This is a genomic window from Phormidesmis sp. 146-12, from assembly GCF_052939495.1.
On record NZ_JBJPHS010000083.1, the window covers coordinates 1 to 12,476 of the forward strand.

9 protein-coding genes and 1 tRNA gene are annotated in these 12,476 nt (G+C 48.7%); 5 read left to right on the forward strand and 5 right to left on the reverse strand.

From position 1 onward, the window contains the following. Window positions 1–230 precede the first annotated feature (230 nt). Window positions 231–1,223, forward strand: coding sequence for a hypothetical protein (locus ACKFKF_RS26005; protein WP_446870326.1), 993 nt, complete (start codon window positions 231–233; stop codon window positions 1,221–1,223). A gap of 171 nt (window positions 1,224–1,394) precedes the next feature. Here the strand turns inward: ACKFKF_RS26005 and ACKFKF_RS26010 are convergent, their stop codons facing one another. Continuing rightward, window positions 1,395–1,721 (reverse strand): antibiotic biosynthesis monooxygenase family protein, encoded by a 327-nt coding sequence (locus tag ACKFKF_RS26010; protein WP_446870327.1) that lies wholly within the window; start codon window positions 1,719–1,721, stop codon window positions 1,395–1,397. 466 nt (window positions 1,722–2,187) lie between these two features. Between ACKFKF_RS26010 and ACKFKF_RS26015 the strand changes: the two genes are divergently transcribed. Continuing rightward, window positions 2,188–3,966, forward strand: a complete 1,779-nt coding sequence (locus ACKFKF_RS26015) for a DUF1565 domain-containing protein (protein WP_446870328.1) — start codon at window positions 2,188–2,190, stop codon at window positions 3,964–3,966. A gap of 28 nt (window positions 3,967–3,994) precedes the next feature. Here the strand turns inward: ACKFKF_RS26015 and ACKFKF_RS26020 are convergent, their stop codons facing one another. Then, a complete protein-coding gene (locus ACKFKF_RS26020) occupies window positions 3,995–4,267 on the reverse strand; it encodes a DUF3493 domain-containing protein (RefSeq protein WP_446870329.1) in 273 nt (90 codons plus the stop codon). A gap of 110 nt (window positions 4,268–4,377) precedes the next feature. Here ACKFKF_RS26020 and ACKFKF_RS26025 point away from each other — a divergent pair. After that, window positions 4,378–4,449 (forward strand) — tRNA-Thr (locus ACKFKF_RS26025). A gap of 179 nt (window positions 4,450–4,628) precedes the next feature. Here ACKFKF_RS26025 and ACKFKF_RS26030 read toward each other — a convergent pair. Further along, complete coding sequence (locus ACKFKF_RS26030; RefSeq protein WP_446862306.1) at window positions 4,629–4,802, reverse strand: hypothetical protein; 174 nt, start codon at window positions 4,800–4,802, stop codon at window positions 4,629–4,631. Window positions 4,803–4,820: 18 nt separating this feature from the next. Then, window positions 4,821–5,027 carry a hypothetical protein gene (locus tag ACKFKF_RS26035; protein ID WP_446870330.1) on the reverse strand — a complete coding sequence of 69 codons (207 nt, stop codon included), beginning with the start codon at window positions 5,025–5,027 and terminating at the stop codon, window positions 4,821–4,823. On the opposite strand from ACKFKF_RS26035, the gene ACKFKF_RS26040 reads away from it, so the two are divergent. After that, window positions 5,020–5,184, forward strand: coding sequence for a hypothetical protein (locus tag ACKFKF_RS26040; RefSeq protein ID WP_446870331.1), 165 nt, complete (start codon window positions 5,020–5,022; stop codon window positions 5,182–5,184). The genes ACKFKF_RS26035 and ACKFKF_RS26040 overlap by 8 nt on opposite strands. Before the next feature lie 23 nt (window positions 5,185–5,207). On the opposite strand, the gene ACKFKF_RS26045 is transcribed toward ACKFKF_RS26040, so the two are convergent. Further along, window positions 5,208–10,691 carry a trifunctional serine/threonine-protein kinase/ATP-binding protein/sensor histidine kinase gene (locus tag ACKFKF_RS26045; RefSeq protein ID WP_446870332.1) on the reverse strand — a complete coding sequence of 1,828 codons (5,484 nt, stop codon included), beginning with the start codon at window positions 10,689–10,691 and terminating at the stop codon, window positions 5,208–5,210. 876 nt (window positions 10,692–11,567) lie between these two features. On the opposite strand from ACKFKF_RS26045, the gene ACKFKF_RS26050 reads away from it, so the two are divergent. After that, a complete protein-coding gene (locus ACKFKF_RS26050; RefSeq protein WP_446870333.1) occupies window positions 11,568–12,350 on the forward strand; it encodes a class I SAM-dependent methyltransferase in 783 nt (260 codons plus the stop codon). The last annotated feature ends 126 nt before the right edge of the window (window positions 12,351–12,476 follow it).

Genomic DNA, 12,476 nt, shown 5'->3' on the forward strand with positions numbered 1-12,476 from the left:
AGGGAGGAGGGAGGAGGTTGGGGCATAGAATTCGCGCCTAAAAGATGCGAATCTGGAGTTTTTTAATTCGCGACGGGATATTTTTTGCTCGTAATGGTGGTTTGAACTGTTAAGCAAAAAGTTTTGTTAGTCAAGTCTTTGGTCGTTTAATGGCTCGATCGCGCTCCATTTCCCATCACCTGATATCATGGCAACTGAACAAAGCTACAGGGTTCATTCTCTACCAAATTATGAGCATGACGGTGAATCCGCTTAACGATATCTATAAGCAGGCACATCAAGGCAGCGTTGCGGCAATTATCCAGGTTCTCAACGATAAGTTGTCTGACTCTGGGGTGCGAACTCGTGCGATTTTTGCCAACGGCGTTTTACAACTGCTGTGTGAAGCCCCCACCGAGGAGCAGCTAGAGCAAACCATGCTCACCGATCGCGTCCGCAAAATTTTGGAATCGATCTCGCCGCGCAATATTCGTCGGGTCAATATTAATAGTCGCATCGTTCGAGAACAGCAGCTTCTCTGGCTCGAAGAAATCAATCGCGATCCCGATGGGCAGCTTCTCTGGTCAAAAGAAATTTCTCTGGCGCGTCAAAGTCTTTTCAAACGGTTTCGAGAAGACCTGAAAGAACGGTCAGCCAACAGTTACGACCTCTCTAATCTGCCTAAATCGATCTCTCCTCAAGTCGTCCGCGAACAGAGACAGTTCACTAGGGGCATCGTGGGAGGATTGGCGCTGAGTCTGGGGTTGCTGGGAATCGGGTGGGGAGTCTATGCGTGGCAAAATGGTCGATCGGTCGCCGAATCTCAACCCGCTGCCCCAGCTAATCCCATCGCGCCCGTCCCAAATGCCGAATCTCAACCCATTGCTTCACCCAATCCGGTAGCGCCCGTCCCAAAAGTCGATCAACCGACTGTCACATCCAACTCAGTAGCGCCTGTGACTAAAAACGTTGCTCCCACCTCACAGGTTACACCTCCCATCCAGTCCGCCTCCCAACCCCAAGTAGACCCCTACTACGTTGCCGTCCGCCTTGCCCAAAAAGCCGTCCAAACGGGACAAACCGCCCAAACGCCTGCTCAGTGGTTAGAACTCTCCAACACTTGGGGCAAAGCCTCTGACCTGATGAGTGCCGTCCCGACTAGCGACAAACGATATGCGATCGCTCAAGACCGCAAAATGCTCTACCGCAGATACCAAGAATTGGCTTTACAAAAAACCAGATAGCGATCGGGTCGGGGATCAAATCAACCTGGCTTTTCTGGCGTTGCTGAATCAGGGGATGAATTGCCCCAAAGCGGCGGGAAACCCAAGGTTCAAAGTCCCCCAGAATGGGGGATTTAGGGGGCGAATCCCTCAATAACGAAGTGAAGAAACCCCACCGAATTCACGTTGACTTCACAGCGGTTTGGGTGAGATTTCGCTGACGATTTCGTAGTCGTTGACGATCGGCGCACCCGAAAACAAGGGAGCCATCTTCTTGAGAATTGCTTTTTGAGCGTCGTTGTCGTTGGCTTGCATCATCTCTTCAGTCTCCCAAAGAATGATCGAAATGCCGCGATCGGTGCCTTTTTCACGAAGCAGATAAGCGCCCTCAAACCCTTGCGCGTAAGTGGAAACTGCCTCCTGATAAAGCTGTTGCGCCTCCTCAAACTTGCCGAGCTTAAACTCACCAATGGCAACCTGGGCACACTTATGAATCAAAAAATCCTGAAAATCTGACATAAAATCTTCCTGTCTCTAAGCCGAGTCGATCGCGGGGGGTTGCTTCTATTAAACGCTCTTGATGGAACGCTGAGACTTGACCCCACCGCAAATAGACATATTTCTTAAACCAATGCTTAAACTAGCGTCAGTTCGATAAACTTTTTGGCGCTTCATTGTCTGGCATCTTCCCTCAAATTCTGAAGGGCGTTAAGACAAAAGTTCCGGTGCAAAGTCTCCCACGGGTGGAGGATCTAGGAAGCAACCCGATGGAACTGCCGACAGCCTCTCTAACTAACCTACCTATCTAACTGATGTTGAACCAGGCGATCGGGAACTCCCAAGAAACACCAATTGTCATTTGCCATTAGCTACAAATCAGGGTTTCAGTGCTATCGTCTATTGCTGATATTGCAATCGGTTCGCAACCATCTCGCTAAAATACAAACCTGTTCACTTCTACTCACACAACTCCTCACACAAAGTTATGGCACGTCAGGGCACTCAAACTCGATCGTTTCTTTCTTTCTTTAGGCTTATCACCTCGGCGCGACTCGGATTGGCCGCCCTGCTCTGGGTGAGTGGCAGCTTGGCGGTCTTGTCTCAGACTCCTTCTGCTCCCAGTGTCGTCGTCCCCACCGAAGCGCCCGCCCCCGTCCCGACACAACCCCCCGTTCCGATCGAAACTCCACCTTCTACAACCCCCACCCCGATCGAAACTCCGCCCTCGATCGACCCTGCCCCTGCCCCGGTGCAAACGCTTCCTTCGACCACACCTGGCACAGCTCAACCGGGAGTCTCTTCGCTAATCCTTTTTGTCAATCCCGCTTCGGGGAGCGATAGTGCTGACGCAGGTAAAGTCGCCACCACGCCTTATCGAACGATCGCTTATGCCCTTCAGCAGGCGGTTTCTGGCACGACGATTCAACTGGCTCCCGGTACTTATAGTGCAGAAACAGGCGAAGCCTTTCCGGTGCGGATGAAGCCAGGAGTCATCTTGCGAGGCGACGAAGCAGGCAAAGGGCAGAGCATCCAAATCACCGGAAGCGGCTCCTACACTAGCAAAACCTTTGCATCGCAGCTTGTGACCGTTTTGGCCGCATCGGGTAGCGAAATTCGGGGCGTGACGGTGACCAATCCGGCTTCTCGCGGCTCCGGAGTTTGGGTCGAGGATGTGAATCCGATTATCGCCAACAGCACCTTTACCAACAGCGGACGAGAAGGCGTATTTGTCACAGGCAGCAGTGCGCCCAGTATTACCGACAACCTGTTTACCAAAAATGGCGGCAACGGCATCTCAGTCGCCCGATCGGCACGAGGCGAAATCAAGGGCAACACCTTCTTGAATACCGGATTTGGACTGGCGATCGGCGGCACGTCTACCCCCATTGTCGAAAACAATCAAATTAGCCAAAACCAGGCCGGCGTTTATATTAACGACAACGCCCGTCCCGTGCTGCGAAACAACGTCATCACAGACAACTTGGGCGATGGCATCGTAGCTACGATCCGCGCACAGCCCGATCTTGGCAGCGAAGAAACCGCCGGAAACAACACCATCCGCAACAACAAAGGCTTTGATCTCAACAACTCAACCGGAAGTAACGTTTTGGTCGCGATCGGCAACAACATCGACCCCAAGCGCATCTCTGGCAAAGTTACCTTCGTCGCCAGTACCGGAAACGTTGCTTTTCAGGACATTCAAGGTCATTGGGCGCAAGCTTACATTCAGGCTCTCGCAGCGAGAAATGTGATCACGGGCTTCCCAGATGGCACCTTCAAACCGAGCGATCCGGTGACTCGCGCTCAGTTTGCCACCATTATTGCTAAAGCCTTTACCCCGGCTCCTCGTCGGGCGGCAACTAATTTTTCAGACGTTGCCAAAAGCTTTTGGGGATTTGGTGCAATCCAGACGGCTTCTCAGAGTGGATTTATGGCGGGCTATCCCGGTGGTACTTTTAGCCCAGAGCAGAAGATTCCACGGGTGCAGGTGTTGGTGGCGATCGCCAATGGCTTAGAGTTTGGGGCAGGGGATGTTTCGGTTTTGTCTAAGTTTGCAGATGCGACGGCGATTCCTTCTTACGCAAGTACGGCTGTAGCGGCGGCGCTGTCTCGTCAAGTGGTTGTCAACTACCCGACGGTGGGCCAGTTGAGTCCCAATCGTGAGGCAACCAGGGCCGAGGTGGCCGCATTTGTCTATCAGGCGTTGGTGAATGCAGGTAAGGCGCAGGCGATTCCGTCGCCGTACATTGTGCTGAGTCCTTAAACAGAGAACTGAGAGCCAATCTTCCTGACTAGGATTTGCGGCTCTCTAAGCGAAACAGCCACACCATCAGAGCGACCACGCCGATTTGTAGGGCCAGGTTAGGAAGGGCAGCTTCTATGTCTCGACCCGCCAAAAGCTGTGCCAAAAACACAAAGGCTCCGATCGCTCCCGATGCGCCAAAAGTGCCATAGATAAACTTTCTCAGCCCTCGATAAGGCGCTCTGGACTCTGCCATGAGAAAAGCGTACTTTTCGGGGTCGGTTTGTTTGAGGGTGGGACGTTTGGGCTTTGGGTCTGGCATGGGTCTGCAAAAAGGGTGATTCGATCGTGACATGAGTTGGGATAATTTGTCACACTTCAAAATTTGGATGGCACACGTACCCAGAGACTGCTATACTGACTAATCGTATTGCCGATGTGGCTCAGTGGTAGAGCAATCGATTCGTAATCGATAGGTCGCGAGTTCAAATCTCGCCATCGGCTTTCTAACAAAACTGTACGTTTGCTGTACATTCGCACACTGCGCGATGTGCAACTTAAAATTCATGCGAATCCACGTCTTTTTGAGGGAGATAGGAGGATCTCACGTCAGACTGTTTGCGCGGTGATTCTCTCAACCCGTCTTAAAAAGGGGAACTTCAAAAAGTCGCGTATGGCGTTAGTTAAGATTCGGGCAGTTCACCAAAGCGATCGCGATAGCGAGCAAGTTCGGCGGCAAGATCTTCGGCGCGCTGGCGTTCTTGAGTGGCTTGGGTTTTTGCGGCTTCGAGAGCAGCGGCTAACTCATCGGGAATCAGCAGTTTTTCGCCCTTGTCTAAGCGGTAAAAGCCGATCAAGCTGCCTTCTAGGGTAAATCAAAGCTGTAAAGGCTGACTCTGGCCGTCAGTAATGAGTTCGTAAGTCTCTCTCCGTAGTCGATAGCCGCGCAGCTTTTCGGGAATCCATTCTCCTCTAGGGTCAAACTGCCAATATTCTTGAACCCCTAACTGCTCGTACAGTGTCTTCTTAAAGCCTTCATCTTGGTTGTCGCGTCCGCCAGGTTCTACGTCAAAAATGACCATCACATCTGGAGCAGTCCGCAGTTTTGGAAAGCCTTGTAGTGCGTGTGATCTAGTTTATCGTACGATCGCGCCTGAAGGGTTGACGGCTCTCTGTGGTCGCCTGCGGATAGGCTGGAATATTGTTCTCGGCAGCGGCGACGCAATTGAAGATTCCTAGCGGTAATGCTTGAGGTTCCCTGTTTAACGATCGCCATAGCTAACCGGAATCGAGATGATAACCTCTGTGCCTTGACCCACCTCAGATTTAACCTTTAAGCAGCCATTGTGTTTCTCAACGATCGCATAGCAAACGGATAGCCCCAGTCCGGTGCCTTTACCGACAGGCTTAGTTGTGAAAAAGGGATCAAACACACGCTGTTGCACTTTTTCTGACATACCGCTTCCGTTGTCCGCAATCCAAATCGTCACGGTAGAGTGCTCTGCTGCTGTGCGAATGCGAATCGTGGGAGGTGATTGAGACTTGATTGCCGACTGAGCACTATCGCATTGCCGCTTGTCTTCTAGTGCGTCGATCGCATTGCTGAGAATGTTCATGAACACCTGATTAACTTGGCTGGCATAGCAAGTCACTTCTGGCAATTGCCCATAGTCCTTGGTCACGATGATTTCCAAACGACTTGCCCTCACCTGCAATCGATGCTGCAACATCAAAAGCGTACTATCAATTCCCTCATGAAGATTGACGGGTTTCATCTCGGCTTCGTCCAGGCGGGAGAAGTTTCGTAGAGAAAGGACAATCTGACGAATCCGGTCAGATCCTAATCTAATCGAGCTAACCAGCTTGTGAACGTCCTTTTGTAGAAAATGCAGGTTTGTCTCTTCAAGTTTGTTTTGAATCTGAGGAACCGCTTGAGGATAGTAGGTTTGGTAGAGCGCAATCAGGTCAAACAACTCCTGGAAGTAGGTCTCAGCATAGATGATGTTGCCGTGGATAAAGCTAACTGGGTTATTGATCTCGTGAGCAACCCCCGCAACCATCTGCCCCAGTGACGACATTTTCTCAGTTTGAATCAGTTGAGCCTGAGTCTGTTGTAGTTGTGCCAGCGCTTCTGAGAGATGTTGATTTTTTTCATGTAGCTCTTGAGTGCGCTGTTCTACTTTCTGCTCCAGGGTGTTGTAGAGCATTGAATTTTGCAACGAGATCGCACCCTGAGCTATCAAAAGCTGTAATACCTTGAGGCGATCGCGAGTAAATACCCCGGAAGTTAAATAATTCTCTAGATACAGCAGTCCGATCACCTCCCCTCGACTGTGAACAGGCGTACACAATACACTTTTGGGCTGCCGTCCTAGAATATAAGGATCGCTTGAGAAGGGCAGCTCGGTGCGGGCATCATCGATCACGATCGTTTCGGAAGTACGAGCCACATAGTTCAAGATAGACTGCGGCATGACCTGGCTAGAGTCAAGTGGGACTGATTGCACCGTTGGTTTAACCGCATCGCTAGACTGAGCCGCAACCACCCATCGCTGATCCTGCCGTAACAGCAATACACTCCTTTGGGCACCCGCATTCTCAATAACGACCTGCATTAAGCGATCGAGCATTTGGTCGAGTTGAATTTCGCTAGACAGGGCTTGAGACGCTTTGATCACCGCAGTCAAGTCTAGAACTTTGGAACCCTCCAGGCTACTGTTTAAGCTAGAACTAGCGGAAGTAGAGGAAGTCACTCTTTGAGACAGCGATATCTCTTCGGATTGCAGCGTGAGTAAGGTTGGATAGTCTTGCTCTAGGCGAGTTACTTTTGCTTTTGCGCCCCAACGAATATAGGCATAGTAAGCATCCGTCAGGTAAACTTGAGCGATTTTAGGTTTGCCCCAACTTAGATAAAACTTGCCCGCGAGTTCACAAGCCAGAGCTTCTTCTTGCTGATATTGGTGGGTGATGGCTCCTGCGATCGCGTGATCGTAATGCTCGATGGCGCTGGCAGATTGTCCCAAAACACGACAGTGTTCTGCGGCGACTAGATGAAACTTGTGTAGAAAATTGGTAGGCGTGTCTGCCCATTGCTGCATTCTCTTTTGATTGTGCTGTACTTTCTCCAGGATTGTCGTTTGTTCTGCTTCTGAAGCGATCGCATACAGTGCCAATCTTGCTAGTGAATCGTAGAAGTAAAATACTGGAATAAAATATAAGCCTGAAACTCCATCAATGTACTGCTCTGCCAGGTTTGCGGAGTCAACGGCTTGCTGTAGGTCGCCAAATAGATAGCTGAGAATTAGTTTGTTAAGATAGACCTGATAGAGCGCATATCGGTCGTCTGCTTGTCGATGCAGTGGCAGTAGTCTCTCTTCGTCATACGCCGCACCAGACAGCACGATCGGGTTCTCAGTAGACCCTAGTAGATTTAAGACGGTTTGCTGATAAATCTGGTGATAGGTCAGTGAGTTAATCTGATTGATTTGAGTCAGGGCATCCTGATAGATAGTAAACTGTTCTGCGAGTTGGTTTAGCTCCCATCCGCTAAAGTAGGCGTACTCATTGCGGTGCAGAATGCAGTAGGAGGCATATTCCAAATCTCCTGTCTCTAAGCCACTGTGATAGCCTTCTTTAAGCGGTTGTAGTGATGCAGTTAAGGGCTGTTGCCAGTGGGTCGTCATGCTGTAGACGATCGTAAAGATTTTTGCCTTCAGGCTTTTAGCGTCAAGCTGCTCTAGTAGACGAATCGCTAACTGTCCAAAGTGGTAGCCTGTTTTAGGATTGCCAGTGGTGGATAGTAGAAGCCCATAGTTGGCGTAAGCAAACGCAGACCAGGATGAGTTTCCGTACTTCAAAGAGAGATTGACTTGCTCACAGATCACCAAAGGCAGCAGCATCGGAGCACAGACAAACGTAATAGAAATCAGGGTAGACAGAATTCGCATTGCTGCCAATTTTTCGGGTAGTTGCACCAATGGGAGATGAATCAGGTCATCAACGGCTCGATCAACAAGCCGAGTTTGAATCTGTTGCAGGGCGAAGTCAATATCCGATGAGGTTGGAGTTTTAGGAAGATCAATGTCTAGCAGGCTCAGAACTGATAAAGCGAGTTTTAGTGCTTCTGACAATCGGTTTTGAGCAATGTTTGCTTGAATCTTGACTTCATAGACTTGAATGCGATCGCACAGGGTTTTAGCGTGCTGTAGTACCTGTTCTGTGAGGTAGTCCATTTGTTTGAGATCGCCATTGAGATAGGCAGACTCGACTGCTTGTGAGTACAGCATCAAGGTGAGATCGTAGTCTTGCTCCCAGGTGTCGATCGACAATAAGGCTCTTCCAGCCTCAAAGTAGCTAAAGGCAGCACTGTACGCTGCGGATGCAACTGCTTTTCTCCCTGCTTGTAGGTTGAGTTGTGCTAAGTTTTTGCGTTCGATCGCGTCACCCAGCAAAGTAGCTCCTAAGTTAAGCTGATTGACAATCTCAAACAGTCTTTCGTCACGGTTTCCTTCGGTAAGTAGCCGTTGACCAATCCGCAGGTGAGTGGCTTGTTTTTGATCGTCAGGAATTAGTAAGTAGGCGGACTGTTGAACGCGATCGTGGAAGAATTTGTAGCTCGGTGACGGACAGGGTGCCTGATTACTCAACTGCCACAAGGCATCATCGCCCGCTTGAAATAGCTTATACTCCTCTCCAGTGGGTACGAGCAATCCTTCTTGTAGGGCGGCCCAGAGATCAGTTGTTGTTTCATTGAGCGATCGCTCATACACGACAGCTAACGTCGCTAGATCAAACTGGTTGCCAATACAGGCCGCGAGCTTGAGAACGGTTTGAGTGGACTCAGGTAGCTTTTGTAGCTGGAGCCGCATAAACTCAATAACATCTTTGTCTAATGACAGGATTTGGATTTGCCCCAGATCGGACTGCCACTTGCCAAGCTGAAGGTCAAATGTGAGCCATCCATCCTCCTGCAAAGACTTGAAAAACTGAGTGCTAAAGAAAGGATTGCCATTTGTGCGGCGATAGATCAAGTCGCTTAAAGGCTGGGCTTCTGGTAGTGAGTCATTGAGGGTGTCTGCAACAAGGTGATTGAGGTCGATCGGGCTGAGGGGGAATAGCTCGATCGTCTGGACAGTTGCCCCCGCCGTCTGAATCTCCTCGATCGTCACAGTAAGCGGATGACTAGGAGAAACTTCGCTATCTCGATAAGCGCCAATCACTAACAGATCGTGACTATCTGGGTCGCTCATCAATCGCTGCATTAGCTTTAACGAGGCGCTATCTGCCCACTGCAAGTCATCCAAAAAGATTACTAAGGGATGTTCTGGCTTTGTAAAAATCTGAATAAAGTTCTTAAATAGAAGATTGAAGCGGTTTTGTACAGCACTTCCTGTTAGTTCTGGTGCAGCAGGTTGCTCACCTGTAATGTAGGCTAGTTCTGGAATGACCTCAATCATCACTTGAGCATTTTCGCCCAGTGCTCGCAAAATTTTGAGTTTCCAGCGTTCTATCTGAGTGTCGCTTTCGGTGAGACACTGCCCGGTCAAGTCGCGAAAGGCTTGCACAAAGGCAGAAAGGGGAATGTTGCGCTGAAATTGATCAAACTTGCCTCTGATAAAATATCCTCGCTGCCGCAGAATTGGTTTGTGAATTTCGTTGATCACAGCCGTTTTGCCAATTCCAGAAGCCCCTGTTACCAGGATGAGTTCGCTTTTTGAGGCGGTCAGGCGTGTAGAAGACGGTTCTAATGGTTGACGCTGGGCGACTCGTTCAAATGCGGATAATAGCTGGGCGACTTCTTGCGATCGACCATACAGCTTTTCAGGAATGATGAAGTGATGGGAGTAGTCTTGTTGTCCTAGTTCAAACGTAGCAATGTTGCCGCGCTGTTTCCAGTCGTGTAAGCAGACCTCTAAATCATGCTTTAGCCCCAAAGCACTTTGATAGCGATCTTCTGCATTTTTGGCCATCAGCTTGCTCACAATGGCTGAAACCATGAATGGAACAGTGGAATTGAGGTGATGAGCGGCGGGCGGCTGTTTGGCGATGTGGCAGTAGACTAGCTCGATCAGGTCGTCTGTACTAAACGGTAGCTGTCCTGTGAGCAGTTCAAATAGCGTAATGCCTAGTGAGTAAAAATCTGTGCGGTAGTCAATGCCGCGATTCATGCGTCCGGTTTGTTCGGGGGAGAGATAGGCGAGGGTGCCTTCTAAAACGTTGGGGTTAGTCAGGGTTGGCGTTTCGCGGGGCAACTGGGAGGCAATGCTAAAGTCAATTAGCTTAACTTGTCTGGTGAGCGGATTGATCAGAATATTGGCAGGCTTGATGTCTTTGTGAATGATGCGATCGCAGGACAGACCATCGAGAATCTGGGAGAGCGCGATCGCAATGTGTAGAAACTCTACCAAAAACTCTGAGGTTTCTAGTTCACGACCGTCCCAATTTCTCATTGCACCATACTCTTTGAGCGAAATGCCGCCAAAGTCTTCCATGACGAGCACAAACCCATTCTGGTAAGGCTCCAGGCCATAGGGTCGAATGACTCCCGGCAGATTAAGCTGTCGCATCAGGCTGTACTGATTTTTGAACTGCACGAGTTCGACAAAGCTGGGATAGGGGTTTTTGAGGAGTTTGAGGACAACGGGCTGTTGAGTCGATTCTTGGCGACCCCGATAAACTAGCGTTCTAGACCCTTCGTAAATGAGATGTTGAACTTGATATCCCGCTAACTGAATTTGTTTTGCCATCGTCTCCTAACCGTTGATGAATTATACCGAGTCATCTGTGCTAGTTATTCCCCACTGAGGCGCGCTTTTCACCGAGGTTTAGTTGTTTTCTGGTGGCTAGTTGAGAGTTTCGATCGCGCATCCATCAGAAACTGAATTGAGAAAAATTGCTTTTTCTAAAAAATATTGAGAAACAAGCGTTAACTTTACAGTTCTTCTTTGACTCAAGCCGCAAATATACTGAGGTAGATTAAAGAAATAAACTTATGAATTACAATTTTTCAGTATCTACACTGAAGCAGTGAACATTTAGATATTTCTGAACAATGAAGTTAGGTCTTGGTTGGCGATCGAATAACGCTCTAAGTATTTTATATTACAGGATATAAATTACCTCTCATTCAATGCATCAATCTTAGGCCTGATTTTTGGCTGATCTAGAAAAAATTTCGCTCCTGCCAACCGTACTGAGACGAGGTTTCTTTTAAGATTTATCGTGTTAATCAATACTTGGAAACGTTTTGAAAATATCCGTAACTGATCCAAATAATTCTATTTTCTGCTCAAAAGTCAATTTGATTTTTCTTGAGTTCTCCGTAAATTCACTTGAATTTCGCTCTACGGGAAATCTCGCTATCGGCTAACGCAGAGGGCAGGCTATCTTATCCAACAACTCAGTGTTTTCACGCTGACCTTACTCAGATTTCATCAACTATCTGCAAACAACCTGCATAGCATCCCTGCTCAGGTCAGTTTCCAGAACTGCACTTTAGAACTGGTTTTTGCAGAATCAAAACATCCCAACGCATCTAACAAGGCGCGTGACAGTGTTGTATTTAGAATTCGCGAATCAGTTGCTAAGGTGCTTCAGATTGCACTTAACAGGTAACAATGCATATGGTACTGTCTAACAAAACCGTTCATTCTTCCTACCTTGTCGATCGTCTCTTGTCAGGGAAGGATGAAAATCTGTTCAACTCGGTCAAGTTTCGGTTGATTGCTCAAGCATTGAGAAAGTCTAATCTCAAACAACTTCGCATCCTTGATCTCGGCTGTGCAGATAAGGTTGCATTCCGCTATCTCTCTAATTTGGGCGTTGAGTTTGACTATTGTGGTGTGGATTATGAATCCCCTTTTTCACCTGATATTTTATCGGATATTCGAGACTCCAATCAAATCATCTCAAAGCTTCCGTGGCAGCCAAATGTCATCTTTTTACTAGATGTGTTGGAGCATCTGGAGGGACTCGAAGTAGACATTTTGCAAGTGCTGCAAGCTTGTTGCTCGATTTTGCCGCCTGGGGGTTTGGTGGTTGTGACGATTCCACAGATGTATCGGCTCGATCGCTTCAAGTTCAAGCATCTCCACTACAAAGAACATAAGATTCGGCTACGTCAAAACGAATGGTATAACCTTCTCAGCCATGAACTCAAGGTTTGCAACAGTCAGGGCGTTGGCTTTATTTCGGTTCTTCCCTACTTAGTCATGTTTCACCCCCGCTACGAAAAGACTCCTTTCCTGATGCGTCTATTCAAGCAACTGCGCGAGAAAACTCTGGAAAAGCCATTTCTACGCAAGTTAGACTGGCATCTGAGTCGGTTGCTCGGTGGTGTGCCCTTTTTCCGCAAGTGGACGAATGATGTCTTGTTTGTCTGCGAAGTGCCGCGCGCTAAGTTCTAATACGATCGTCAATCTTGCACCATTCTATTAATCTGGCAATGGTTGAGAATACAGAGATTTTGGGCGTTGCTGATTGAAGGGATGAATCTGTGGAAAGTGTCAACTTTTTCGCCCCCTAAATCCCCC

Coding starts and splice junctions, on each gene's coding strand:
- ACKFKF_RS26005 (WP_446870326.1), top strand. CDS start 231: ATGAGCATGACGGTGAATCCGCTTAACGATATCTATAAGCAGGCACAT.
- ACKFKF_RS26010 (WP_446870327.1), bottom strand. CDS start 1,721: ATGTCAGATTTTCAGGATTTTTTGATTCATAAGTGTGCCCAGGTTGCC.
- ACKFKF_RS26015 (WP_446870328.1), top strand. CDS start 2,188: ATGGCACGTCAGGGCACTCAAACTCGATCGTTTCTTTCTTTCTTTAGG.
- ACKFKF_RS26020 (WP_446870329.1), bottom strand. CDS start 4,267: ATGCCAGACCCAAAGCCCAAACGTCCCACCCTCAAACAAACCGACCCC.
- ACKFKF_RS26040 (WP_446870331.1), top strand. CDS start 5,020: ATGACCATCACATCTGGAGCAGTCCGCAGTTTTGGAAAGCCTTGTAGT.
- ACKFKF_RS26035 (WP_446870330.1), bottom strand. CDS start 5,027: ATGGTCATTTTTGACGTAGAACCTGGCGGACGCGACAACCAAGATGAA.
- ACKFKF_RS26045 (WP_446870332.1), bottom strand. CDS start 10,691: ATGGCAAAACAAATTCAGTTAGCGGGATATCAAGTTCAACATCTCATT.
- ACKFKF_RS26050 (WP_446870333.1), top strand. CDS start 11,568: ATGGTACTGTCTAACAAAACCGTTCATTCTTCCTACCTTGTCGATCGT.